This is a genomic window from Blastococcus sp. SYSU DS0616 (genome assembly GCF_054051015.1).
The window spans coordinates 1-23,864 of sequence record NZ_JBJHAJ010000024.1; the positions used below are offsets into that span (position 1 = coordinate 1).

Consider the following 23,864-nt stretch of genomic DNA (forward strand, 5'->3'; position numbering starts at 1 on the left):
GTCGAGGACGCGCAGCGGGCCGCCGCGGAGCTGGCCCGGATGAGCGGGGAGCTGCAGGAGGCGGTCGCCCGCTTCACCGTCTGAACCAACCCGGCACGCCCGACGGCGCCGTCCCCCGACCCGGGGGCGGCGCCGTCGCGCGTCCCGCGCACCCCTACCGGTGGAGCCGTTCCACGACTGGGGTGAACTCCACCGTTCGGCCTGCCGATGAGCAGGACGACGGTCCTCTCGGACCGACCGACTTCCAGGAGAGCGAGCAGGCATGGAGCGCGTGCAGGACCCCGACACCGCGGCGAACACGGCGCGGGACGACCAGCAGCCCCGGGGGCTGTCCGGCATCGGGCTGCGCGGCCGCCTGCTGGGCTCGATCCTCGTCGTCGCGCTGACCACCGTGGGGGTGGGCGCCTTCGGCATCGACCGGATGTCCACCCTCAGTGACCAGTCCAAGCAGGTCTACGACAACGGCGCCGTCCCGCTCCACGGGCTGCAGGAGCTCGAGAGCGACTGGTGGCGTCTGTCGACCAATGTTGCGCGGGCCTCCATCCCCACGCTGCCCCCCGAGACGATCGCCAAGGCGCAGCGGGGCACCGCGGCCTCCAGCGAGTCGCTCGCCGAGCACATCGCCGCGGTGGGTGAGATGCCCCTGGACGCGGCGGCCCGGGCGGCGTACGAGACGTTCGCGACGGCGACCCAGAACTACCTCGCGGCCCTCGCCCAGCTCCAGGCGGTCAGCGGGACCGACCCCGCTGCGATGCCGGGGCTGCTGCAGACCATGGCCGAGAACGAGACCATCATCGAGGAGTCGCTGATCGAGGCGACCGACGCCGCGGCCGCATCTGCGGTGGCGACGGCGGAGGACGCCAAGGACGCTTACGAGACGGCGCGGACGCTCACCCTGCTGATCATCGCCGCCGGCCTGCTGGTCGCCGTGGTCCTGGCGATGGTGGTCGCTCGCGGCGTGACCCGGCCCGTGCAGCGGATCCGCGAGGTGCTCGACCGGGTGGCCGACGGCGACCTCAGCGTCCGGGTGGGCCCGACCGGCGGCGCCGAGCTGGCCCGCGTCTCGGCCTCGGTCGACCGGACCCTCGACTCGATCGGCGGGGTGCTGCGGCTGGTCGGCGACTCCGCGAACCGACTGGCCGACGCCTCGCAGAAGCTCGACGGCGCCGCCGAGGGCATCGCCGCCAACGCCCGGGCGGCGGCCGGCCAGGCCGATGAGGTGGTGACCTCCGCGGGTGCGGTGGCCTCGAGCGTGGACACGGTGGCGACGGGGTCGTCGCAGATGGAGTCGGCGATCCGGGAGATCGCGCACAACGCGACCGAGGCGGCCCGGGTGGCGGGTCAGGCGGTGACGGTGGCGGAGACGACGACGAAGACCGTGGGGAAGCTGGGTGACTCCTCGCAGGAGATCGCCACGGTGATCAAGCTGATCAACGGGATCGCGGAGCAGACGAACCTGCTGGCGCTGAACGCCACGATCGAGGCCGCGCGCGCCGGTGAGGCGGGCAAGGGGTTCGCGGTGGTGGCCAGCGAGGTGAAGGAGCTGGCGCAGGAGACGGCGCGGGCGACCGAGGACATCTCCAAGCGGGTGGAGGCGATCCAGGGTGACACCGCGGGTGCGGTGGATGCGATCGGCAAGATCAGTGCGGTGATCGGGGAGATCAACGACTTCCAGGCGACGATCGCTGCGGCGGTGGAGGAGCAGACGGCGACGACGAACGAGATGAACCGCAACGTGGCCGAGGCGGCGAGTGGTTCGCAGGACATCGCCGCGGCGATCTCGGGGCTGGCCGCGGGGACGCAGGAGACCAACCAGCGGGTCGAGGACGCGCAGCGGGCCGCCGCGGAGCTGGCCCGGATGAGCGGGGAGCTGCAGGAGGCGGTCGCCCGCTTCACCGTCTGAACCAACCCGGCACGCCCGACGGCGCCGTCCCCCGACCCGGGGGGCGGCGCCGTCGCGCGTCCGGCTCAGGTGAGCACGTTGTAGGCGATCACCATGTTCACGACGGCGGCGACGACCGCCACCGCACCGAGCACCAGACCGGCGGTGGCCTGGCCGGTGCGGGTGCTGTTGCGCCGGGCGGCGACGCCCAGGCTCACGCTCACGACGCCCAGGGCCAGGCCGATGATCGCGAACAGGATCGCGAAGACGACGCCGACGGCGCCGGTGACGAGCGAGGCGATCGCCAGGCCGTTCTGGCCGCTGCGCGTGGACGGGCTGCTCGACTGCTGAGTGGTCACGGGATCCTCCCGGGATGGGGCCGGGGCGGTCCCGGCGCCGGACCGTCAGTGAGCGCGGGCCCGCCCCCGGAAACCGCCGGCGACCAGCGTCACCCGGTCAGGGGAACCGGTGGGTTCCGGTCGGATCGCGCGCTACAGGTACTGGCCGCCACCCGGACGGAGGTCCGGCTGGCCCGCCGGGTGCTGCCCGCCGGGAAGGGCCTTCCGCCGGATCTCCTCCAGCTGGGCCCGGGCGGCCATCTGCTGGGCGAAGAGCGCCGTCTGGATGCCGTGGAAGACGCCCTCCAGCCAGCCCACGAGCTGCGCCTGCGCGATCCGGAGCTCGGCGTCCGAGGGCGTCTCGCCCTCGCTGAACGGCAGCGAGATGCGCGCCAGCTCCTCGCGCAGCTCGGGGGCCAGGCCCTGCTCCAGCTCGCGGATCGAGGAGGCGTGGATGTCGCGCAGCCGGTTGCGGCTGGCGTCGTCGAGGGGGGCCGCGCGGACCTCCTCGAGCAGCTGCTTGATCATCGTGCCGATCCGCATGACCTTCGCGGGCTGCTCCACCAGCTCGCCGACGTCCATGCCCCCGTTGCCCTCGTCGTCGGCCCCCTGGGGCATCGGCACGGTGCCGACCGGACGCCCGTCCGGCCCGACCACGACGACCTGCTGGGGGCGCTCGTTGCCGTTCTGCGGTGCAGTCATGCCACCCATCCTGCCCGGTGGCGCGGACGCTCCGCCGGGGGCCGGGAGAGTGCGGGCCGACCGGGGGCAGGAACTAGGGTCGGACCATGGCATCGGGGGGCCGGCTGGACGTCGCTCGGGTCCGCGGTCTCTTCCCCGGTCTGTCCGACGGCTACGTCCACGCCGACGGCCCGGCCGGCTCGCTGGTCCCCGAGAACGTCGCCCACGCGGTCGGCTCCGCGCTGCGCACGCCGATCGCCGAGCGGGGCGGGGTCTTCCCGGCGTCCGGGCGGGCCGAGGCGCTGGTCTCCGGTGCCCGGGCCGCCGTGGCCGACCTGGTCGGCGGCCGGCCCGGCGGCGTCGTCCTCGGGCCGAGCGCGACCGCGCTGACCTATGGCATGGCCCGCGCGCTGGCCCGCACCTGGCGCCCCGGTGACGAGATCGTGCTCAGCCGGCTGGACCACGACGCCAACGTCCGGCCGTGGCTGCAGCTGGCCGCGACCACCGGGGTGCAGGTGCGCTGGGCGGAGGTCGACATCGAGACCGGCGAGCTGCCCGCCTGGCAGTACGCCGACCTGCTCACCCGGCGCACCCGGCTGGTGGCGGTCACCGCCGCCAGCAACGCACTGGGCACCCGGCCCGACGTCGCCGGCATCGCCGCACAGGCGCACGCGGTCGGTGCGCTGGTCTACGTCGACGCCGTCCACGCCGCCCCGCACGTGTTCCTCGACAAGGGCTCGCTCGGTGCGGACTTCCTGGCGGTGTCGGCCTACAAGTGGTGCGGGCCGCACGTCGCTGCTTTGGTGGCCGACCCGGAGCTGCTGGAGTACCTGCGGCCGGACAAGCTGCTGCCCTCGTCGGACCGGGTGCCCGACCGGTTCGAGACGGGGGTGCCGCCGTTCGAGCTGTACGCGGGGGTGAGCGCCGCCGTCGACCACCTGGCCGGGCTCTGCGCCGAGGCGATCGGCAGTCGCCGCGACCGGCTCCGGGCGTCGATGGCCGCCGTCGCCCGGCACGAGGGTGACCTGTTCGACTGGCTGGACCAGGCCTTGCGGGCCATGCGCCACGTTCAGGTCCTCGGCGAGCCCGAGCGGTGCACCCCCACGCTGTCGTTCACCGTCGCCGGCATGCGCCCCCGCCAGGTGGCCGCAGAGCTGGCCCGGGCAGGCATCTGCGCCTGGGACGGTGACTTCTACGCCCGGGAACTCTTCGACGCCCTCGGGGTTAACGAGAGCGGGGGCGCGGTGCGCCTGGGGCTCATGCACTACAACACCGCCGACGAGGTCGGCCGGATCATCGACGCGGTCGCGGGGCTGCGTCCCCGCTGACGGCCCCGTCCCGAGGCTCGCCCCGAGCGTGCGAGGGGTGAGGAGGACGGGGTCCTCTTTCAGGAGCCGGGGAGGAGCAGCACCTTCCCGACGTGCTCGCTCGCCTCGACGACGCGGTGCGCCTCGGCCGCCCGCGCCATGGGTAGCCGCCGGTCGACGACCGGCCGGATCGTCCCGCGCTCGACGTCGGGCCACACGTCGTGCCGCACCGCGGCGACGATGTCGGCCTTGCCACCGGGGCCGGTCGCCGGCCGCGAACGCAGGGCGGTGGCGTGCACCGCCGCCCGCTTGCGCAGCAGCGTGGCGATGTCGAGCTCCGCCTTCGACCCGCCCTGCATGCCGATGATCACCAGCCGGCCCCCGACGGCCAGCGCCTCCAGGTTCCGGGCCAGGTACTTGGCGCCCATGTTGTCCAGGACGACGTCGACGCCGCGGCCGTCGGTCGCCTCGCGCACGCGCTCCACGAAGTCCTCGTCGCGGTAGTTGATCGCGACCTCGGCGCCGAGCTCGCGGCAGACGTCCAGCTTGGCCGCGGTGCCGGCGGTGGTGAGCACGCGGGCCCCGGCGCCGGCGGCGAGCTGGATGGCCATGGTCCCGATGCCGCTGGACCCGCCGTGGACGAGGAAGGTCTCGCCCCTGCCGAGCCGGGCCAGCATGAACACGTTCGACCACACCGTGCAGGTCACCTCGGGCAGCGCGGCCGCCGTGGCCAGCTCCACCCCGGCGGGCTTGGGCAGCAGCTGCCCGGCCGGGACGGCGACCCGCTCGGCGTAGCCGCCACCGGAGAGGAGCGCGCACACCTCGTCGCCGACCGACCAGCCGGTCACGCCCTCGCCGACCTCGCTGACGACGCCGCTGCACTCCAGGCCGAGGATCTCGCTGGCGCCCTTGGGCGGCGGGTAGAAACCCTGCCGCTGGAGCAGGTCGGCCCGGTTCACCGCGGCGGCCGCGACGTCGACGAGCACCTCGCCGGGGCCGCACACCGGGTCAGGGACCTCGGCCCAGGTGAGCACCTCCGGGCCGCCGGGTTCGCTGATCGTCACCGCGTGCATGGCCCGACCCTAGAAGGACCCCCTGCCCCCGCCGCTCGCAGGCTCGCATCGGGCCCCTGCAGGGGGCCGCTCCTGCCCTACGCCGCTCGCAGGCTCGCATCGGGCGCCGGCAGGGGGCCGCTCTTGCCCTACGCCGCTCGCAGGCTCGCGTCGGGCGCCGGCAGGGGGCCGCTCTTGCCCTACGCCGCTCGCAGGCTAGCGTCGGGCGCCGTTGCCGCGCCGGAGACGGCGACGGTGCTGCCCACGGCGTCGCTGGCGGTGGCGAGGTCGGCGAGCACCGCGCCGACGGCCCGGCGGGACACCTTCATCCCGTCCGTCCCGCCCGTCCGGGACGTCGTGGCGGCCTCGTCGCCGTCGGTCAGGTAGACCGGCTGCACGATCGTCCAGTCCAGCGCGCTGGCCCGCACGATCTGCTCCTGCCGCTCGTGGTCGGCGATCTGCGGGCGGAGAACCAGGGCGAAGACCACCCGTGAGGTGAACGGCAGCCGGTCGCGCGTCTCGCCGACCCCGTAGGACGACTGGACGACGAGCCGGCGCACGCCGTGCCGCTGCATCGCGGCGACCACCGTGGCGGTCCCCCGCGAGCGCACGTCCAGGGGTGTGCCGGAACTGCCGCGCAGCCGCACCCTCAGCGCGGGCTCGGCGATGCCCAGAGCGACCACGACGGCGTCCTGGCCGTCCACGGCCCGGCCGACGTCGGCCGCGCTCGTCGCATCCCCGTCGACCCCACGGACGCCGCGCCGTCCGCCGAACGCCGTGCCCGCCGCCCGCGCGAACGCGGTGACCTCGTGTCCTCGGGCGACCAGGGCGTCGACCGCTGCCCGACCCGAACCGCCCGTCGCTCCCACGACCAGTACTCGCATGACCCGCTCCTTCGGTGGTGGAGGTGCTGCCGGCGCGTTGCCGACGTCGTCCACCCTGGTCTGGACGGGCAGTCGGGAGAACGCCCGTCCGTCGCCGTTCCATGACCGTTCGTCCAGCGGATCTGGACTGGCGGTCCCCGCGCGGTCAGGCTCTCGGCATGGCCGTCGACCCCGCCGCCCCCTGGGCTCCCGTCGACCCGCTCGGGGGCGTCCTCGGCGACCTGCGCATGCGCGGCACGTTCTACTGCCGCGCCGAGGGCCGGGCACCCTGGGGCGCGGAGATGCCCGCGATTGCGGGCTGCATGAGCTTCCACGTGGTCACCGAGGGCGGCTGCCTGCTCGAGGTCGACGGCACGGTGCACCAGCTACGGGCCGGGGACCTGGCGCTCGTGCCGCACGGGCGCGGGCACCTGCTGCGCAGCGATCCGGGCGCGCCGATCGCGGGCCGGGCCGACCTGCTGCCGCAGGACTACCTCGGCGAGCACTACTCGGTGCTGCGGATCGACGGCGGCGGGGCGCCGTCCCGGCTGATCTGCGGGGTGGTCGAGCCCGAGCGGCCGGGTGCGCTGCACCTGCTCGACCTGCTGCCCCCGGTGCTGCTGGTCGAGGCCGGCGACGCGCGCGCGGGCTGGTTGTCGGTGCTGCTGGGGATGATCGCCGACGAGGTGCGCCAGGACCGGCCCGGCGCCGAGGCGGTGGTCACCCGGCTGGCCGACGTCATCGTGGTGCAGGCGATCCGCGGGTGGCTGGACACCGGGGCCACCGGGCCCGGGTGGCTGCGCGCGCTGCGCGACCCGCAGGTGGGCCGGGCGGTCGCGGCGGTGCACCGCGAGCCGGGCGCGGCGTGGACGCTGGACCGGCTCGCCCGTGAGGCGCGGATGTCGCGCTCGGCGTTCGCGGCCCGCTTCACCGAGCTCGCCGGCGAACCCGCGCTGCGCTACGTGACCCGCTGGCGGATGCACCTCGCCACGGCCGCGCTCGCCCGCGGTGCCCGGGTCAACGAGCTGGCCCGGCAGCTGGGCTACGAGTCCGAGGCCGCCTTCTCCCGGGCCTACAAGCGGGTGACGGCGGTGCCGCCGGTGACCGTCCGGGGCCGGCCGGAGGGATCCGCCCCCGGACGCGCGACGGCGCCGCGCCCCCGGGGGGATGCGGCGCCGTCGTCGTCGGTTACGCCCGGGCCTTGAGGTCCTTGCGCAGGATCTTGCCCGCCGCCGACTTCGGCACCTGCTCGATGAACTCGACGAAGCGGATCTTCTTGTGCGGGGCCACCTTCTCGGCCATGTAGGCCATCACGGCGTCCTCGGTGAGCTCCGAGCCGGGGGCCCGCACCACGAACGCCTTGGGCAGCTCCTCGCCGCTCTCCTTGTCCGGCACCCCGATCACCGCGGCGTCGGCGATCTCCGGGTGGTTGATCAGCACGGCCTCCAACTCGGCCGGGGCCACCTGGTAGCCCTTGTACTTGATCAGCTCCTTGACCCGGTCGACGACGGTGTAGCGGCCGTGCTCGTCGACGATCGCGACGTCGCCGGTGTGCAGCCAGCCCTCGCTGTCGATGGTGCCGGCGGTGGCGTCGGGGTTGTTGAGGTAGCCCTTCATCACCTGCGGGCCGCGCACCCACAGCTCGCCACGCTCGCCCGGCGCGGCGTCCTCACCCGTGCCCGGGTCGATCAGCCGGCACTCGGTGTTGGGCACCGCGTAGCCGACCGAGCCCTTCGGCACCTCGCTGGTGACGCCGGGCGGCTCCGCGCCCGGGTCGGGCGTGGTGTGCGACACCGGGGAGAGCTCGGTCATCCCGTAGCCCTGGCCGACCGAGACGCCGGTGTCGGCGCCCTTGCGCAGCCGGTCCTGGGCGGCCAGCGCGAGCTGCTCGTCGAGCGGGGCGGCGCCGGAGAGGATCGAGGTCAGCGAGGAGAGGTCGTACTGGTCGACCAGCGGGTGCTTGGCCATGGCCAGCAGGATGGGCGGCGCCACGAACGCCCGGGTGATCTTGTGGTCCTGGATGGTGCGCAGGAAGTCCTCGAGGTCGAACCGCGGGAGGGTGACGACGGCGCCGCCCCAGGCCAGGCCCTGGTTCATCAGCACGGTGAGGCCGTAGATGTGGAAGAACGGCAGGACGGCGATGATCCGCTCCTCCTCGCCCAGCTGGATCAGCGGGCGGCACTGCGCGACGTTCGCCACCAGGTTGCGGTGGGTGAGCATGACGCCCTTGGGCAGCCCGGTCGTGCCGCTGGAGTAGGGGAGCGTGACCAGGTCGTTGGCCGGGTCGATGTCCACCTGGACGCTCGGGGCGTCGGCGCCGAGCAGGTCGAACAGGTTGGCGTGGCCCTCGGCGCCGTCGAGCACGATGACCTCGTCGACCGGCGACTTCTCCACGGCTGCGGTGGCGCGGTCCATGAACAGCGAGATGGTGATGAGCATCTTCGCCCCGGAGTCCTTCAGCTGGAAGGCGATCTCCTCGGGCGTGTAGAGCGAGTTGATCGGGCTCATCACGCAGCCGGCCGCGGCGATGCCGTGGAAGACCACCGGGAACCACGGGGTGTTCGGGCAGAAGACGGCGACGACGTCGCCCTTGCGCAGCCCGCGGGCGTGCAGGTTGGCGGCGACCCGGTCCACGTACTGGGCCAGCTGACCGTGGGTGATCACGTCGCCCTTGAGGCCGTCGATCAGCGCCGGTGCGTCGGGCTTCTCCCGGCCGGCCGCCAGGACGAACTCGGGGACGGAGACGTTCGGGATCTCGACGTCGGGATAAGGGCTGGACAGCGCCACGGGTGTTCCTCCTCGCATGGTGTGTGGCGCCAGTCTCACACCCGCGGTGTCCCCGCTCACAAGGGGGTTACCGGCGGGTTCGCCCGATCAGCGGGGCCAGAGCACCGACTGCGTGCAGCGGAACAGCGCGATGGTCTTCCCGGTGTCGGCGTTGCGCACGACGGCGTCCCACACCTGGGTCGTCCGCCCGGCGTGCACGTTGGTCGCCTCGCACGCGATGCGCCCCTCGCGCGCGGTGCCCAGGTGGTTGCTCTTCAGCTCGATCGTGGTGAACCCGCTGGAGCCCTCGGGCAGCAGCGCCCGCGTCGGCAGCCCGCAGCTGGTGTCGGCCAGGGTGACGACAGTGCCGGCGTGCAGGTAGCCGTTGGGTGCCAGCAGCTCGGGCCGGATGTCGAGGTGGCTCGTGAGCCGGCCGGGCTCGTGGGTGTCGACGACGATGCCGAGCAGGCCCGGGAAGGTGCCCGGCAGCAGGTCGTTGAGCTCGTCGGCGGTCAGGAACCCGGTGGCGGACATGGCTGGCAACGTAGCGAGCGCCCTCGGGACGGCGACCGGCACCCGCCTCGCCGGGCGACCTCCTGGCTCACCGTGCGGGGTCCTGGCTCACCGTCGACGCTGAGCCAGGACCCATAACGATCAGGTCACCTGATCATCAGGCGAGGCCGCGGACGGTGCGGAGCGGCGGGCGGGTGCCCTGGATGGACGCCACCATGTCCAGCGTCTGGCGGGTCGCGGCGACGTCGTGGGCGCGGAACACCCGCGCCCCCAGCCAGGCGCTCACCGCGGTCGCCGCGAGCGTGCCGGTGAGCCGTTCCCCGACGGGGACGTCGAGGGTCTCGCCGACGAAGTCCTTGTTCGACAGCGCCACGAGGACCGGCCAGCCGGTGGCCACGAGCTCGCCCAGCCGGCGGGTGGCCTCCAGCGAGTGCCGGGTGTTCTTGCCGAAGTCGTGCCCCGGGTCGACCAGCACCCGCTCCCGCGCCACCCCCGCCGCGACCGCCGCCTCGGCCAGGGTCGTCGTCCGAGCGACGATGTCGGCGACCACGTCGGCGTAGGCGATCCGGTGCGGCCGCGTGCGCGGCGGCAGCCCGCCGGCGTGGGTGCACACGATCCCCGCGCCCGCCTCGGCCGCCACCGCCGCGAGCTCCGGGTCGACCCCGCCCCAGGCGTCGTTCACGATGTCCGCGCCGGCGGCCAGCGCCTCCCGGGCGACCTCCGCCCGCCAGGTGTCGATCGAGATCGGCAGCGCCGGGTGTGCAGCGCGGATGGCGGCCACGAGGTCGACGGTCCGGCGCACCTCCTCGGCGGGGGAGACCTCCTCGCCGGGCGCGGCCTTCACCCCGCCGACGTCCACCATGTCCGCACCCTCGGCGACCACCCGGTCGACGCGCTCCACCGCCGCGGCCAGCTCGTAGGTGGCGCCGCGGTCGTAGAACGAGTCGGGGGTGCGGTTCACGATCGCCATGACCGCGAACGCGCCGTCCGGCACCTCGAGGGCCCCCAGTCGCAGCAACCCGCTCCCCGTCCGATCGTGGTGTGTGGTGGAGTCAGCCAACCAGACCGTCCACGAGGAGGCAGACAGATGGCGCAGACGACGGCGCACGGCGTCGAGGGGGTCCAGGGCCTGGTCGGGCAGCACCTGGGCCACAGCGACTGGGTGACGATCACCCAGGAGCAGGTGAACCAGTTCGCCGAGGCGACCGGCGACCACCAGTGGATCCACGTCGACCCGGAGCGGGCGAAGAAGGAGAGCCCGTTCGGCGGGCCGATCGCGCACGGCTACCTGACGCTGTCGCTGCTGCCCTCCCTGATGCCGCAGATCGTGGAGATCGGCGGGTTCCGCATGGGCGTGAACTACGGCACGGAGAAGGTGCGCTTCCCCTCCCCGGTGCCCGTGGGCGCACGGGTGCGGGCCGGTGCCGCGCTCGAGGCGGCGACGCCGTTCGAGGGCGGCATCCAGATGAACCTCGCCGTGACCATGGAGGTCGAGGGCGGCAGCAAGCCGGCGATGGTCGCCACCGTCGTCTACCGCCGCTACCTCTGAGACCCCGCGGGGACTTCCTGCACCCGGAAGTCCCCGCGGGGCGGCCCCGTCCAGAGGCTCGCGCCGAGCGTGCGAGGCGTGAGGAGGACGGGGTCCTTCCTCAGTCGACGAGGGCCTGGTTGACGAGCTGGCGCAGGTAGTTGCGGATCGGCAGGGTGCTCGAGGGCAGCAGCTGCGTGTAGAAGCCGACGGTGATGTCCTCGACCGGGTCCACGTAGAACGCCGTGGACGCCGCCCCGCCCCAGCTGTAGTCGCCGATGTTCGAGACGACGCCGTAGCGCGTCGGGTCGATCACCATCGAGACCCCGAGACCGAAGCCCACCCCGCGCAGCGGGGTCTCGGCGAAGAGCGGACGGCCGAAGCTCTCCAGGTCCTGGCCGCCGGGGATGTGGTTGCGCACCATGTGCGCGAGCGTGCGCGGGCCGAGCAGCCGGCCGCCGTCGTAGGCGCCACCGCGGCGCAGCATCTCCGCGAACCGCAGGTAGTCCCCGGCGGTGGAGACCAGCCCGCCGCCGCCGGAGAGGAACGCGGGCTTGCTCAGCGCCGCCTGCCCCATGGCGTCGAGCGGGGCGAAGCCCGTGGGCGCGCCACCCGGCTGCCCGGGGGTGGCGGCGTAGAGCCGGGCCAGGGTGTCGGGGTCGTCCTCGGGGCGCAGCCCGAACGACGTCTGGGCCATGCCGAGCGGCCCGAAGATGCGAGAAGCGAGGAACTCGTCCAGCGGTTGCCCGGAGACGACCTCGACCAGCCTGCCCAGGACGTCGGTGGAGACGCCGTAGTTCCACTCGCTGCCGGGCTGGAACACCAGGGGCACCGAGGCCCACTGCCGGCAGACCTCGGCGGAGTCCGCGCCCGGCGGGGTGCCCCACTCGTGCCCCATCGTGCGGTACATCGCGTCCACGGGGTGGGCGTGGTGGAAGCCGTAGGTGAGCCCCGACATGTGGGTCAGCAGGTGCCAGATCCGGATCGGCTCCACCTGCGGGGCGGTCACCGGCTTCATCGCCGACCCGGCGACGTAGACCCGGGTCTCGGCGAACTCGGGCAGCCACCGCGAGATCGGGTCGGTGAGCTGGAAGGCGCCTTCCTCGTACAGCATCATCGCCGCCACCGAGGTGACCGGCTTCGTCATCGAGAAGATCCGCCACCGGGTGTCCAGCTCGACGGGGAGGCCGTTCTCCACGTCGCGGGAGCCGTAGCGCCCGACGTGCACCAGCTTCCCGTGCCGGGCGACCGTCACCAGGAAGCCGGGCAGCTGGCCGTCCTCGACGTAGCGGGCCAGCCGGCCGTCCAGGCGTCCCAACCGGGCGGGGTCCATGCCCACCTCGGCCGGGTCGGTGACCACCTGCAGTTCGTCGCTCACGCGCACCTCCGGGTCCCGGGCGCCGTCCGCCGCCGGGCGACGCCTCGACCGGCATCCTGACTCACGCCGTTGTGAGCCGGGACACACGGGGGTCTCGGCGTCCGCCCGGCTGCGGGCGCGACCTGCGATCAGACCGGGACGGAGCTCGCGGCCTTCTTGAGGTTCGAGCCGGCGGTCACCTTGACGGTGTTGGCCGCGGGGATGTCGATCGACTCACCGGTCTGCGGGTTGCGGCCGGTGCGGGCGGAACGCTGGGTCCGCTCGACGGTGATCAGCCCGGAGACGGCGACCTTCTCGCCACGGGTGATGGCGTCGACCAGCTCGTCCTGCAGGCCGGCGAGGACCGAGTCGACGGTCGAGGCCGGGACGTCGGCGCGCTTGGCGATGGCGGAGACCAGTTCGGCCTTGTTCATGTGTTTCCTCTCGTAGGCGGTGGCGGTGCCGTGTGCTCGGCACTCAGCCGGGTCTTCCCTCCCGGACGCGCGGCGCGCCGCCGGGGTTCCCGCACCCGCGCTCGTCGCGGGGTGCGGCCGGCCCGTCTCGCGGGAGTCCGGGCCGGCAGCACGGTGTCATGCCGCCTGCTGTCCTGGCCAGTGGGGGGTACCGCGAAACCCCGCAGCAGACCCGCCGGTCACAGCGGTAACGCCCCTCCGCGGGCCGGGCGACGCGCCGGGGCGGCAGGCCCCGGGGGCGCGCCCGGGGCCCGCGGGAGCGCGCCGGCGGAGGAGCTCCCTCAGACGTCGACGATGTGCGAGCGGACCGACGCGACCAGCTCGGGGCCGACCTCGTGGATGCCGTGCGCGGCGGCGCCGTGGGGCACCGCCTGGGCGAAGATGCCGTCCTCGTCGGCCGCGGTGAACGTGGCGTCGCAGCCGGGGATGACGTCGCCGCAGGCGAAACGCTTCATGGGGGTCTCTCCTCTGGTGGGGTCAGCGATCGGACCTGGCGCTGGAGGCCAGGTCCTCGATCCGCAGCAGCCCGAGCACGTGGCCGGTCGGGTCCGTGCAGACGACGGGGTCGAAGCGGTGGGCGGGCGGTCGGGTGAGCGCCCGGCGCAGCGCGTCGCCGATGTCGGTCGAGGGGTGCACCCGCAGCGAGACCGGCGCGGTGTGCACCTCACCGGTCCGCGGGTCGCAGAGCAGCAGCGCCGCGGGCTCGCCGTGCGGCCCCACCACGACGGCCGGCGGGGTGGCGGGCACGTCCTCGCCGAGCACGTACTGGCGCACCGGGCGCAGCAGGCTGGCGACGCTGTCGGTCAGCCGCGCGCGTGCCACGTGGGCGCGCACCAGCCGGGCGATCTCGGGGTCCAGTGGCCGGAACTCCGGGGCCGGGCGGCCGAGCAGCCAGCCCTGGGCCAGCGGCACGCCGAGGCGGGTGACGGCGGCGAGTTCCGCGGGGGTCTCCACGCCCTCGGCCAGCAGCCAGGCGTCGATGCGCCCGGCGAACTCGCCGATCATCTCGACCAGCGCCATGCGCACCGGGTCGCCGTCGACGTCGGAGACGAGGGCACGGTCGAGCTTCACCAGCTGCGGCCGGACGGCGGCCAGCTGCTGCAGCCCCGAGTAGCCGCTGCCGGCGTCGTCGAGGGCGATGAGCGCACCGCGCTGCCGCAGGGCGTCGGTCTGCTGGCGCAGGGTGGACAGGTCGTCGACGGGGGTGTGCTCGGTCAGCTCCACCACGACGCGGTGCAGGTCGGGCCGGGTGGCCAGGGCGGTCTGGATCACGTCGGTGCCCAGCAGGTGCGGGCTGACGTTCACCGTCAGGAAGGTGTTGGCGGGCAGCGCGTCGACCGCGGCGAGCGCCTTGTGGATGGCCAGCGCCTCGAGCTCGGCAGCGACCCCGGCCTCGGTGGCGGCGGCGAACCAGACGTCGGGCCCGGCCGCGCCGGGGAAGCGGGCCAGCGCCTCGTAGCCGGCGATGCTCGCCGCGGCGAGGTCGACGATCGGCTGGAACACGAGAGTCAGGTCGTCGGCGTCGGCGAGCAGCGGACGGCAGTCCGGCAGACCGATCGTGCGCGTGCCCAGCATGGTCAGGGGATCGACCGGTGCGCTCCGCTCCTTGACCGCAGCTACGCGCCCTCACCCGGCGGGGGGAGACGCGCCGCGCCGCCGGCGGGGACACCCGTCCGGATCCGTCGGGAAGCCGTGCCAGCATGTGCGGAGGACGCCCCCGGCCCGGGGGCAGCGGACGCCGGGTGGAGGGTGCGTGGCCACGAGAGGCTCCGCCGTCCCGGACGGGCAGGTCGAGCCGGACCCGCTCACCGATCCGCTGCGCGTGGCGGCGGCGCGCCGGCTGCTGCTGGAGGTCCCGGGGCCCGCGGCCTTCGACCGGCTCTCGGCGCTGGCCGCCCGGCTCGTGGACGCCGGCCACGCGAAGGTCACCCTCTTCACCGACCACGACGTCGTCGTCGGCGGGTACGGGCTGCCCGCCGGCGTGGTCGGGGGGCCGGCGCTGGCGACCGGCGCCCTCTCGGCCATCACGGTTCGCCAGGGCCGGCCGCTGAAGGTCGCGGCGGCCGCGGAGGACCCGCGGGTGGCGGATCTGCCCGCCGTCGCCTCCGGCGAGGTCGGGGCCTACCTGGGCGCGCCGTTGATGGCCGCCTCGGGGCAGGTCGTGGGCGCGCTGGCCGTGTACGACGCGGCGCCGCGGAGCTGGTCCGAGGACGCCGCCGAGCTGCTGGAGCAGCTGGCGGCCTCCGTCGTCGCCGAGCTGGAGCTCTCGGCGGCGCAGTCGGCGGTCGGCACCTCGCGGGCCTGGCTCGAGGTCGCGCTGGAGGCGAGCTCCGTCGGCATCTGGGAACGGGACCTGCGTACCGGGACGATCCACTGGGACGACCGGTGCGCGGCGCTGTTCGGCCTGGAGTCCGCGGTGGAGCTGAACTCGCTGGACGACGTCCTCGAGTCGCACGTGCACCGCGACGACCACGCCACGATGGCCGAGGCCATGCGGGTGGCGATCGAGGACCGCAGCGACTACACCATCGAGTTCCGGGCGCTGCGCGAGGACGGCGCCACCCGCTGGGTGCTCGCCCGCGGCCGCGTGGTCGCCGACGCGACCGGCGCACCGGCGCGGGTCCTCGGCACGGCCGTCGACATCACCGAGGCCCGCGGCCAGGCGCAGCGGCGGCTCACCGCCGTGCAGCGGGCCGCCGCCATCGCCGAGGTGGCGGCCGAGCTGGCGAACGCCGCCCGGCTGGACCAGCTCGCCGACATCGCGCTGCGCGGAGCGCAGGTGCTGGGCGCGGAGTCCAGCGCTCTGGCGGTCTTCGACTCGTCGGGCGGTCCGCTGCGGCTGCGCATGACCGGCAACATGGTCGCCACCGTCCGGGAGGGCGCGCCGGACGCCTGGCTCGAGGACGGCGTCGTCCTCCCGATGGACGACGCGCTCCCCGCGCAGCACGCGGCCCGGCACGGGCGCCGGTTGCTGCTCGGCGACCCCGGCGAGGCGGTTGCCCGGTTCCCGGCGCTGGAGCCGGTCGTCGAGCTGCTCGGGCTGGGGGCGCTGGCGACGATCCCGCTGCGCATCGAGGGGCGGCTCCTGGGGGCCTTCCTCGCGGCGTGGACCACCGAGCACGAGTTCACCGCCGACGACGTCGAGGTGCTCGAGGCGCTGGCCGCGCAGATCGCGCTGAGCGTCTCGCGCCTGCAGGCCGACGCCGAGCGCGGTGCAGCGGTCGCGGCGATGGCGCAGGCCAACCAGCGGCTGCGGCTGCTCGCGGACGCCGGCCGGGTCCTCTCGGGCACCCTGGACATCGACCAGCAGATCGGTCAGCTCGCCGCGCTGGTCGTGCCCGCCCTGGCCGACTGGTGCTGGATCCTGGTCACCGACGAGCAGGGCCGGCTGCACGGGCTGGCCAGCAGCCACCGCGACCCCGCACGCCGCGAGGAGGTGCAGGCCTACGTCCGGGCGATGGTCGCGGAGATGACCGAGGAGTCGGCCGCGCGGCAGGTGACCGCCACCGGCCGCCCGATGGTGCTGCCGGACATCGACGGCGAGCACGTCGCCCGCGCGCTGCCCGACCCCGCCACCCGGGAGCTCTTCGCCCGGCTGGGCGCCGCCTCCGCCGTCGTCGTGCCGCTGGTGGCGCGAGGGCAGGGGCTCGGCGCGCTCGGGCTGTTCACCGCTGAGCACCGGGGCCCGCTCGGGGAGGCCGAGGTGGACACCGCGGTGGAGATCGGCCGGCGGGCGGGCCTGGCCCTCCACCAGGCGCGGCTGTACGGGCAGCAGCGCGACCTGGCCGACGCCCTGCAGCGCAGCATGCTCACCGAGCCGCCGCAGCCGGAGCACTGCGAGATCGTCGTCCGGTACGTGCCGGCCGCCGAGGGCGCCGAGATCGGCGGCGACTGGTACGACGCGTTCCTGCAGCGCGGCGGCACCACCGTGCTGGCGATCGGCGACGTCGTCGGCCACGACACCCGGGCGGCCGCCGCGATGGGCCAGGTGCGCGGCCTGCTGCGCGGCATCAGCTACTCCAGCGGTGGCTCGCCGGCGGAGGTGCTCACCGAGCTCGACCGGGCCGTCCACGGCCTGGCGCTGAACACGATGGCCACCGCGCTGGTGGCCCAGCTGGAGCCCGAGCCCGGCGACGAGGCCGGCCGGATGCGGCTGCGCTGGGCCAACGCGGGGCACCCGCCGCCGGTGCTGCTGGCCTCCGACGGCAGCGTCGTCCTCCTCGACGGCAAGCAGGCCGACCTGCTGCTGGGCGTGGCGCCGGAGACGGCGCGGGAGGACCACGTCGCCGTCCTCGCGTCGGGCGCCACGGTGCTGCTCTACACCGACGGGCTGGTCGAGCGGCGGGACCGCGACATCGACGAGGGCACCGAGCAGCTGCTGGAGGTGCTCGGCGAGTGCGAGGGGCTGCCCCTCGACGAGTTGTGCGACCGGGTGCTCGAGCGCATGTTCCTGCCCGACGCGGAGGACGACGTCGCCGTCCTCGCCGTCCGGCTGAGCTGACCCGAGCCCGCGAGGGGCGGCTCGTCGCGACGTGCTGGAGCGGCCCCCGTGCAGGGCCCCGGCCCGAGCCTGCGAGGGCCGGGGAGCACGGGGGTCCTCTTACTGGCCGGGCGGGACGTCCAGGTCGGTCGCCGTCCCGGCGGGGGTGCTCGCCCGCAGCTCGGCGTCGCGGGCGGCCATCGCCTCCTGCCGGGCCGGCTCCTCCTCCAGGATCGCCGCGGCCTTCCAGTCCGCCGGGATGGCGAAGGCGTCGACCAGCGTGGTCAGGTGCGGCCGCAGCTGCTTGAGCAGACCGTTCACCGTGGCCGTGAGCGCCTTGGCCCGGGCCGGGGTGAGCTGCCCGTGCTCCAGGAACCAGCCCTTGTCCGCCTCGATGGTCGAGAGGGCGTAGAGGTCGCACAGGGTGTCCAGCAGCGCCTTCGCCGCGGGGTCGCTGACGCGGTCCACACCTTCGACGAACGCCTCCAGGACGATCCGGTCGATGTGCGCCTCGGCGGTCTTCAGCACGTGGTCCTGGACGTCGTTGAAGACGTCGAACGGAGCCATGCCCTCGGTGGTGGAGTTGTTGCGCAGCCGCCGGATGGCGCCCTCGAGCGCGTGCTTCTCGCGGAACTCGAGCATCTTGGCCTGCCAGCCGCGGTCGAGCATCGGCACCTCGTCGTCCCGGCCGGGGACGGCGTCGACCAGCCGCTGGAGGAGCGCGCGGGCCGCCGTCCGCTCCAGCACCGTCTCGCGCACCATGTCGGCGACGAAGCCGACCCGGCCCCAGCCGTCGAGCGAGCCGAAGGCGTCCCGGTAGCCGGTCAGCAGACCCTTGGCCACCAGCTGCAGCAGGACGGTGTTGTCGCCCTCGAAGGTGGTGAAGACGTCGGTGTCGGCCTTGAGGTGGGGGAGCCGGTTCTCCTGCAGGTAGCCCGCGCCGCCGCACGCCTCGCGGCACATCTGGATGGTGCGGGTGGCGTGCCAGGTCTGGGCCACCTTGAGCCCGGCGGCGCGCGACTCCAGCTCCCGCTGGGCCTGCTCGTCGATCTCCTGGCCGTGCTCGTGCACCGCCGTCTGGACGTCGTGCATGGTGCTCACCAGCTCGTTCTGGGCGAAGTGCAGCGCATAGGTCTTCGCCAGCGCCGGCAGCAGCTTGCGCTGGTGCACCAGGTAGTCGTTGATGACGACCTCGCGCTCCTCACCAGGGGCGGCGAACTGGCGGCGGGTGTTGCCGTACCGGACGGCGATGTCGAGGGCCAGCTTGGTGGCCGCCGAGGCGGAGCCGCCCACGCTGACCCGGCCGCGCACCAGCGTGCCGAGCATCGTGAAGAAGCGGCGGGTCTCGTTCTCGATGGTGGAGGTGTAGGTGCCGTCCTCGGCGACCTGGCCGTAGCGGTCGAGCAGCATGTCGCGCGGCACCGTGACGTGGTCGAACGTCAGCCGCCCGTTGTCGACGCCGAGCAGCCCGGCCTTGGGGCCGTCGTCGCCGATGGTGACGCCGGGCATCGGGTTGCCGTCCTCGTCGCGGATGGGCACCAGCCAGGCGTGCACGCCGTGGTTCTTCCCCTGGGTGACCAGCTGCGCGAAGACGACCGCCATCCGCCCGTCCTTGGCGGCGTTGCCGATGTAGTCCTTGCGCGCGGCCTCGTGCGGGGTGTGCAGGTCGAACGTCTGCGTCGCCGGGTCGTAGGTGCACGTGGTGCGCAGCTGCTGGACGTCGGAGCCGTGCCCGGTCTCGGTCATCGCGAAGCAGCCGGGCAGGTCGAAGCTCATGATGTCGCGCAGGTAGGTCTCGTGGTGCCGGCGCGTGCCGAGCAGCTGGACGGCGCCGCCGAAGAGCCCCCACTGGACGCCGGCCTTGACCATGAGCGAGAGGTCGACGAAGGCGAGCATCTCGATCGAGGTGACCGAGCCGCCGGCGTCGGCCTCGCCGCCGAACTCCTTGGGGAAGCCCAGGGTCACGCGGCCGGACTCGGCCAGCTTCGCCGCCATGCGGGTGACCCGCTCCCGGGCCTCGGCCATCGACTCGCCGTAGACCGGCAGCATCTCGGGGTCGTGCAGGTTCTCGCGGGCGTCGCGGCGCACGTGCGCCCAGCGGCCGTCGAGGGCCTCCTGGAGCAAGGTCGGGTCGACCGTGGTCGGCAGGGTGCTCGTCACTGTTCCTCCTGGGACGTCGGTCGTGCGGTCGGTGCGGGTCGGTCGGGTCCGCGGTCGGGCACCGGGACGACGCCGGTGAGCCCGGACCAGGCCAGGTCGGTGAGGTGGGCGGCCAGTTCGGCCCGGGGCATCGGCCGGTCGGCCCGCAGCCACCAGTCGGCGGCGGCGCGGACCAGGCCGATCAGTCCGTGCCCCCACGGTCCGGCGGGCGCGGGGTCGCGGCCGGCCCGGGTCAGGGCGGTGCGCAGCAGCCCGGCCGCCTCGTCGCCCACCAGGTCGGAGAGGTTGTCGATGGGGTCGGCATCGACCGGTCGGTCGGTCGGGTGCAGGTGGACGACGAACCGGTACAGCTCGGGGTCGGCCTCGCAGAAGGCGAGGTAGGCCTCGACGGCCGCGGTGGTCATCTCGCGTGGGGAACCTGCGTGCTCCATCGCCGCCCGCAGCCGGGGGAGCAGCTGCTCGGCGACCCGCGCGCAGACGGCCACGTACAGGTCGGTGCGGTCGGCGAAGTGCCGGTAGACGACGGTCTTGCTGGTGCCGGCCTCGGCGGCGATCTCGTCCATGCCGACGCCGGCGCCGTGCCGGCCGATCGCGGCGACGGCGGCATCGACCAGCGCGGCGCGGCGGGCACGGCGGTGCTCGTCCCACCGCGAGCTGCGCCGGTCCCGGACGGCCGCGGCCGCCTCCCCCGACGACGGGGCCACCGCCCCCCCTCCCATGGCCTCGAGTTTCACGGAACCTACGGTACCGGGTACTGTTGGTACCGGCCAGTCCCACCGACTTCGGAGGTCCCGATGGCTACCCAGAACCCGGCCACCCGCAAGGCCGCGATCGTCGGCGGCAACCGGATCCCGTTCGCGCGGTCCAACTCCGCCTACGCGCAGGCGTCGAACCAGGACATGCTCACCGCCACGCTCGACGGGCTGGTCGCCCGCTTCGGGCTGCAGGGCGAGTCGGTGGGCGAGGTGGTGGCCGGCGCCGTCCTCAAGCACGCCCGCGACTTCAACCTCACCCGCGAGTCGGTGCTGGGCTCCAAGCTCTCGCCGACCACCCCGGCGTACGACGTGCAGCAGGCGTGCGGCACCGGGCTGGAGGCGGCGATCCTCGTCGCCAACAAGATCGCGCTGGGGCAGATCGAGTCCGGCATCGCCGGTGGCGTCGACACCACCTCCGACGCCCCGCTCGCGGTCAGCGAGGACCTGCGCCGCGTGCTCATCGCGCTGAACAACGCCAGGACGTGGCAGGACCGGCTCAAGGTCCTCGGCCGGATCCGCCCGGGCATGATCGCCCCGGAGATCCCGCGCAACGCCGAGCCGCGCACCGGCCTGGCGATGGGCGACCACGCCGCGATCACCGCGAAGGAGTGGGGGATCGGCCGCGAGGAGCAGGACGAGCTCGCCGCCCGCTCGCACCAGCTCATGGCCGCCGCCTACGACCGCGGGTTCTTCGACGACCTGGTGACGCCGTTCCTCGGGCTGGCCCGCGACAACAACCTGCGCCCGGACTCCAGCGTCGAGAAGCTGGCGAAGCTCAAGCCGGTGTTCGGCACGGGCGACCCCGACGCCACGATGACCGCGGGCAACTCGACCCCGCTCACCGACGGCGCCTCGGCCGTGCTGCTGGCCTCCGACGAGTGGGCCGACGCCAAGGGGCTGCCGGTGCTGGCGCACCTCGTCGACGCGCAGACCGCCGCCGTCGACTACGTGCACGGCGGCGAGGGGCTGCTCATGGCGCCGGTCTACGCCGTCCCGGTGCTGCTGGCCCGCAACGGGCTGACCCTGCAGGACTTCGACTTCTACGAGATCCACGAGGCGTTCGCCTCGACGGTGCTCGCGACGATGAAGGCCTGGGAGGACCCGGCCTACTGCAAGGAGAAGCTGGGCCTGGACGCCCCGCTGGGCTCGATCGACCGGACCAAGCTCAACGTCAACGGCTCGTCCCTGGCGGCGGGGCACCCGTTCGCCGCGACCGGCGGCCGGATCGTCGCCCAGCTGGCCAAGCAGCTGCACGAGGCGGGCCCCGGCAAGCGTGGCCTGATCTCCATCTGCGCCGCCGGCGGCCAGGGCGTCGTCGCCATCCTCGAGTCCTGACCTCGCGCACTCGCCGGCTCCACCCGCACGACCGGACGTGCAGCCGCGCCACGGCCCGGCTGCACGTCCGCTCGGGTGGCCGCAGCGGTGGGCAGGCGCTCCCGATCCCCTTCCTGGAGGCACTGAACAATGGCTGACTGGTACACGAACTTCGCCAATTCCGGCTTCGGCACCACGATCACCAAGCAGCTCGGCCTGCCGCGGCCGGCGGAGCTGCGCCGCTACGAGCCCGGGCAGCCGCTGCTGCCGGGGCCGGTGGTGGTCGGCTCCGCCGGCCAGGGCCGGCTGCGCGACACGGTCACCGCCGTCCTCCGGGACGCCGGGGTGACGGTGCAGTCGCCGGTCACCGCCGACGGCGGCACCGACGGCGAGAAGCTCGGCGCGGTCGTCCTCGACGCGACGGGGCTGGCCGGGCCGGCCGACCTGGCCAGCGCACACGACTTCCTGGCCCCGGCGATCAAGCGGCTGCGCGCCTCCGGCCGGGTGCTGGTCCTGGCCGACCCGCCGTCGGACGCCGGCTCCCCGGCGCAGGCGGCGGCCCGCCAGGCGGTGGACGGACTGGTCCGCTCCATCGGCAAGGAGCTGCTGAACGGGTCGACGGCCAACGCCCTGTTCGTCCCCGAGGGCGCCGAGGCGTCGCTGGCGAGCCCGCTGCGGTTCTTCCTCTCCGGCCGCTCGGCCTACGTCGACGGGCAGCTGCTCACCGTCTCGCCGGCCGACGTCCCGGCCAACCCCGACGAGGAGAAGCCGCTGGCCGGCAAGGTCGCCGTCGTCACCGGCGCCGCGCGTGGCATCGGCGCGGCGATCGCGAAGGTGCTCTCCCGGGACGGCGCCCACGTGGTGGCCGTCGACGTCCCGGCCGCGGGGGAGCAGCTGGCGAAGGTCGCGAACGAGATCGGCGGCACGGCCGTGGCGCTGGACATCACCGCCGAGGACGCCGGCCCGCGGCTGGTGCAGCAGCTCGTCGCGCGGCACGGCGGGGTCGACGTCGTCGTGCACAACGCCGGGATCACCCGCGACAAGCTGCTGGTCAACATGGACGCCGCGCGCTGGAACTCGGTGATGGCGGTGAACCTGCAGGCGCAGCTGGACATCACCCAGGCGCTGCTGGACGCCGAGGCCGCGCTCAGGCCCGGCGCCCGCGTCGTCTGCGTCTCCTCGCAGTCGGGCATCGCGGGCAACCGTGGCCAGACCAACTACGCGGCGAGCAAGGCCGGCGTCATCGGCATGGTGCGCGCCTGGGCGCCGGAGTTCGCCGGCCGGAACGCCACGATCAACGCCGTCGCGCCGGGCTTCATCGTCACCGAGATGACGGCGAAGATGCCCTTCGGCACCCGGGAGATCGGCTCGCGGATCAACTCGCTGCAGCAGGGCGGGCTGCCGGTCGACGTCGCCGAGACGATCGCCTGGCTGTCGCAGCCGGCCAGCGCCGGGGTCAACGGGCGAACCGTGCGGGTCTGCGGCCAGTCGATGCTGGGGGCCTGAGGTGGCGACGACGGAGTTCGACGGGCCGCCGAACATGGCGGCGCTGTTCGCGAAGGCGGCGCTCACCGCGCGCGGCCGGGGCGGGGAGCTGCCGAACACCCGGCTGGCGCGCACCGGGGTGGCGGTGGACGGCGCGCACCTCGCCGACTACGCGCGCGTCTGCGGGTTCCCGCTGACGGACTCGCTGCCGGCGACCTACCCGCACGTGCTCACCTTCCCGCTGCAGACGGCGCTGATGACCGACCGCGCGTTCCCGCTCGCCCTGCCCGGGCTGGTGCACGTGCGCAACCGGATCGACGTGCTGCGGCCGGTCGGCGTCACCGAGGAGCTCGACCTCGAGGTGTGGGCGGAGCGGTTCGCCCGCCATCCACGCGGGGCGACGGTCGACCTGTGCGCGTCGGTCTCGGCCGGCGGCGAGGAGGTCTGGCGGAGCCGCTCGACGTACCTGGCGCGGGGAGCCAGCGCTCCCGAGGGTGCACCGGAAAGCGATGTGACGGTAGCGGTGGGGGACCTGGAGCGCCCGGTCGCCACCTGGCGGGTCCCGGCCGACGCCGGCCGCCGGTACGCCACGGTCTCCGGCGACGTGAACCCGATCCACCTCTCGGGGCTCACCGCGAAGGCGTTCGGCTTCAAGCGGGCGATCGCGCACGGCATGTGGGTGAAGGCCCGCGTGCTGGCGGCGGTGGGCAACCGGCTGCCCGAGGCGTTCGGCGTCGACGTCGCCTTCCGCAAGCCGCTGTTCCTGCCCTCGACGGTCACCCTCGCCACCGCGCAGGCCGACGGCGGCTGGGATGCTGCCGTCCGCAACGCGAAGTCCGGCACCGAACACCTGGTCGGGACCATCCGTCCGCGCTGACCAGGGGCTCTTTCCGTCGTCGATCATCGGCGA

The 23,864-nt window shown here is 74.3% G+C and carries 20 protein-coding genes and 1 pseudogene; 8 read left to right on the plus strand and 13 right to left on the minus strand.

All coding sequences use genetic code 11. The features are described from left to right. Positions 1-262: 262 nt before the first annotated feature. Positions 263-1,903, plus strand: coding sequence for a methyl-accepting chemotaxis protein (locus tag ACI79K_RS16295; protein ID WP_456600213.1), 1,641 nt, complete (start codon positions 263-265; stop codon positions 1,901-1,903). 65 nt (positions 1,904-1,968) lie between these two features. On the opposite strand, the gene ACI79K_RS16300 is transcribed toward ACI79K_RS16295, so the two are convergent. Together ACI79K_RS16300 and ACI79K_RS16305 are read right to left on the minus strand one after the other, a co-directional pair. Next, complete coding sequence (locus tag ACI79K_RS16300; protein WP_456600214.1) at positions 1,969-2,241, minus strand: hypothetical protein; 273 nt, start codon at positions 2,239-2,241, stop codon at positions 1,969-1,971. A gap of 132 nt (positions 2,242-2,373) precedes the next feature. After that, on the minus strand, positions 2,374-2,922 hold the full coding sequence (locus ACI79K_RS16305; RefSeq protein ID WP_456590582.1) for a bacterial proteasome activator family protein: 549 nt from the start codon (positions 2,920-2,922) through the stop codon (positions 2,374-2,376). Positions 2,923-3,008: 86 nt separating this feature from the next. Between ACI79K_RS16305 and ACI79K_RS16310 the strand changes: the two genes are divergently transcribed. After that, positions 3,009-4,229, plus strand: coding sequence for a cysteine desulfurase-like protein (locus tag ACI79K_RS16310; protein WP_456590583.1), 1,221 nt, complete (start codon positions 3,009-3,011; stop codon positions 4,227-4,229). 59 nt (positions 4,230-4,288) lie between these two features. On the opposite strand, the gene ACI79K_RS16315 is transcribed toward ACI79K_RS16310, so the two are convergent. Continuing rightward, entirely contained in the window at positions 4,289-5,281 is a 993-nt protein-coding gene (locus ACI79K_RS16315) for an NAD(P)H-quinone oxidoreductase (protein WP_456600215.1), read from the minus strand. Positions 5,282-5,460: 179 nt separating this feature from the next. Further along, positions 5,461-6,144 (minus strand): NAD(P)-dependent oxidoreductase, encoded by a 684-nt coding sequence (locus tag ACI79K_RS16320; RefSeq protein WP_456600216.1) that lies wholly within the window; start codon positions 6,142-6,144, stop codon positions 5,461-5,463. 158 nt (positions 6,145-6,302) lie between these two features. Between ACI79K_RS16320 and ACI79K_RS16325 the strand changes: the two genes are divergently transcribed. Then, complete coding sequence (locus ACI79K_RS16325; RefSeq protein WP_456590586.1) at positions 6,303-7,328, plus strand: AraC family transcriptional regulator; 1,026 nt, start codon at positions 6,303-6,305, stop codon at positions 7,326-7,328. Here ACI79K_RS16325 and ACI79K_RS16330 read toward each other — a convergent pair. The 3 genes from ACI79K_RS16330 to folP all read right to left on the minus strand — a co-directional run bounded on the left by ACI79K_RS16330 (position 7,312) and on the right by folP (position 10,420). Next, the gene (locus ACI79K_RS16330; RefSeq protein WP_456597345.1) at positions 7,312-8,910 is read right to left on the minus strand and encodes a 4-coumarate--CoA ligase family protein; all 1,599 of its coding nucleotides are present in this window, start codon (positions 8,908-8,910) and stop codon (positions 7,312-7,314) included. The genes ACI79K_RS16325 and ACI79K_RS16330 overlap by 17 nt on opposite strands. 87 nt (positions 8,911-8,997) lie before the next feature. After that, complete coding sequence (locus tag ACI79K_RS16335; RefSeq protein WP_456597344.1) at positions 8,998-9,423, minus strand: PaaI family thioesterase; 426 nt, start codon at positions 9,421-9,423, stop codon at positions 8,998-9,000. A 136-nt stretch (positions 9,424-9,559) separates the two neighbouring features. Beyond that, positions 9,560-10,420 (minus strand): dihydropteroate synthase, encoded by an 861-nt coding sequence (folP, locus tag ACI79K_RS16340; RefSeq protein WP_456600217.1) that lies wholly within the window; start codon positions 10,418-10,420, stop codon positions 9,560-9,562. A gap of 69 nt (positions 10,421-10,489) precedes the next feature. Between folP and ACI79K_RS16345 the strand changes: the two genes are divergently transcribed. Beyond that, positions 10,490-10,951 (plus strand): MaoC family dehydratase, encoded by a 462-nt coding sequence (locus tag ACI79K_RS16345; protein ID WP_456600218.1) that lies wholly within the window; start codon positions 10,490-10,492, stop codon positions 10,949-10,951. Between the two features lie 100 nt (positions 10,952-11,051). On the opposite strand, the gene ACI79K_RS16350 is transcribed toward ACI79K_RS16345, so the two are convergent. The 4 genes and pseudogenes from ACI79K_RS16350 to ACI79K_RS16365 all read right to left on the minus strand — a co-directional run bounded on the left by ACI79K_RS16350 (position 11,052) and on the right by ACI79K_RS16365 (position 14,335). Further along, entirely contained in the window at positions 11,052-12,308 is a 1,257-nt protein-coding gene (locus ACI79K_RS16350; RefSeq protein ID WP_456600219.1) for a serine hydrolase domain-containing protein, read from the minus strand. A gap of 128 nt (positions 12,309-12,436) precedes the next feature. Beyond that, a pseudogene (locus ACI79K_RS16355) lies at positions 12,437-12,736 on the minus strand (HU family DNA-binding protein); the annotation flags it as partial. Between the two features lie 305 nt (positions 12,737-13,041). Further along, a complete protein-coding gene (locus tag ACI79K_RS16360; RefSeq protein WP_456590592.1) occupies positions 13,042-13,215 on the minus strand; it encodes a DUF1059 domain-containing protein in 174 nt (57 codons plus the stop codon). A 22-nt stretch (positions 13,216-13,237) separates the two neighbouring features. Continuing rightward, complete coding sequence (locus ACI79K_RS16365) at positions 13,238-14,335, minus strand: EAL domain-containing protein (protein ID WP_456590593.1); 1,098 nt, start codon at positions 14,333-14,335, stop codon at positions 13,238-13,240. A 178-nt stretch (positions 14,336-14,513) separates the two neighbouring features. Between ACI79K_RS16365 and ACI79K_RS16370 the strand changes: the two genes are divergently transcribed. After that, on the plus strand, positions 14,514-17,261 hold the full coding sequence (locus ACI79K_RS16370) for a SpoIIE family protein phosphatase (RefSeq protein ID WP_456600220.1): 2,748 nt from the start codon (positions 14,514-14,516) through the stop codon (positions 17,259-17,261). A 99-nt stretch (positions 17,262-17,360) separates the two neighbouring features. Here the strand turns inward: ACI79K_RS16370 and ACI79K_RS16375 are convergent, their stop codons facing one another. Further along, positions 17,361-19,400, minus strand: coding sequence for an acyl-CoA dehydrogenase family protein (locus ACI79K_RS16375; RefSeq protein ID WP_456600221.1), 2,040 nt, complete (start codon positions 19,398-19,400; stop codon positions 17,361-17,363). Then, a complete protein-coding gene (locus ACI79K_RS16380; protein WP_456600222.1) occupies positions 19,397-20,134 on the minus strand; it encodes a TetR family transcriptional regulator in 738 nt (245 codons plus the stop codon). Before ACI79K_RS16380 ends, ACI79K_RS16375 begins: the two co-directional genes overlap by 4 nt. A gap of 60 nt (positions 20,135-20,194) precedes the next feature. Between ACI79K_RS16380 and ACI79K_RS16385 the strand changes: the two genes are divergently transcribed. The 3 genes from ACI79K_RS16385 to ACI79K_RS16395 all read left to right on the plus strand — a co-directional run bounded on the left by ACI79K_RS16385 (position 20,195) and on the right by ACI79K_RS16395 (position 23,831). Then, positions 20,195-21,490 carry an acetyl-CoA C-acetyltransferase gene (locus tag ACI79K_RS16385; RefSeq protein WP_456600223.1) on the plus strand — a complete coding sequence of 432 codons (1,296 nt, stop codon included), beginning with the start codon at positions 20,195-20,197 and terminating at the stop codon, positions 21,488-21,490. Positions 21,491-21,619: 129 nt separating this feature from the next. Further along, a complete protein-coding gene (locus tag ACI79K_RS16390) occupies positions 21,620-22,975 on the plus strand; it encodes a 3-oxoacyl-ACP reductase (protein ID WP_456600224.1) in 1,356 nt (451 codons plus the stop codon). A gap of 1 nt (position 22,976) precedes the next feature. Then, complete coding sequence (locus tag ACI79K_RS16395) at positions 22,977-23,831, plus strand: MaoC family dehydratase (RefSeq protein ID WP_456600225.1); 855 nt, start codon at positions 22,977-22,979, stop codon at positions 23,829-23,831. The last annotated feature ends 33 nt before the right edge of the window (positions 23,832-23,864 follow it).

What these genes read in the sequence shown, in the direction of transcription:
- ACI79K_RS16390 (WP_456600224.1), top strand. Translation starts at nt 21,620, where the DNA reads ATGGCTGACTGGTACACGAACTTCGCCAATTCCGGCTTCGGCACCACG.
- ACI79K_RS16335 (WP_456597344.1), bottom strand. Translation starts at nt 9,423, where the DNA reads ATGTCCGCCACCGGGTTCCTGACCGCCGACGAGCTCAACGACCTGCTG.
- ACI79K_RS16295 (WP_456600213.1), top strand. Translation starts at nt 263, where the DNA reads ATGGAGCGCGTGCAGGACCCCGACACCGCGGCGAACACGGCGCGGGAC.
- ACI79K_RS16315 (WP_456600215.1), bottom strand. Translation starts at nt 5,281, where the DNA reads ATGCACGCGGTGACGATCAGCGAACCCGGCGGCCCGGAGGTGCTCACC.
- ACI79K_RS16325 (WP_456590586.1), top strand. Translation starts at nt 6,303, where the DNA reads ATGGCCGTCGACCCCGCCGCCCCCTGGGCTCCCGTCGACCCGCTCGGG.
- ACI79K_RS16305 (WP_456590582.1), bottom strand. Translation starts at nt 2,922, where the DNA reads ATGACTGCACCGCAGAACGGCAACGAGCGCCCCCAGCAGGTCGTCGTG.
- ACI79K_RS16365 (WP_456590593.1), bottom strand. Translation starts at nt 14,335, where the DNA reads ATGCTGGGCACGCGCACGATCGGTCTGCCGGACTGCCGTCCGCTGCTC.
- ACI79K_RS16360 (WP_456590592.1), bottom strand. Translation starts at nt 13,215, where the DNA reads ATGAAGCGTTTCGCCTGCGGCGACGTCATCCCCGGCTGCGACGCCACG.
- ACI79K_RS16345 (WP_456600218.1), top strand. Translation starts at nt 10,490, where the DNA reads ATGGCGCAGACGACGGCGCACGGCGTCGAGGGGGTCCAGGGCCTGGTC.
- ACI79K_RS16310 (WP_456590583.1), top strand. Translation starts at nt 3,009, where the DNA reads ATGGCATCGGGGGGCCGGCTGGACGTCGCTCGGGTCCGCGGTCTCTTC.
- ACI79K_RS16385 (WP_456600223.1), top strand. Translation starts at nt 20,195, where the DNA reads ATGGCTACCCAGAACCCGGCCACCCGCAAGGCCGCGATCGTCGGCGGC.
- ACI79K_RS16320 (WP_456600216.1), bottom strand. Translation starts at nt 6,144, where the DNA reads ATGCGAGTACTGGTCGTGGGAGCGACGGGCGGTTCGGGTCGGGCAGCG.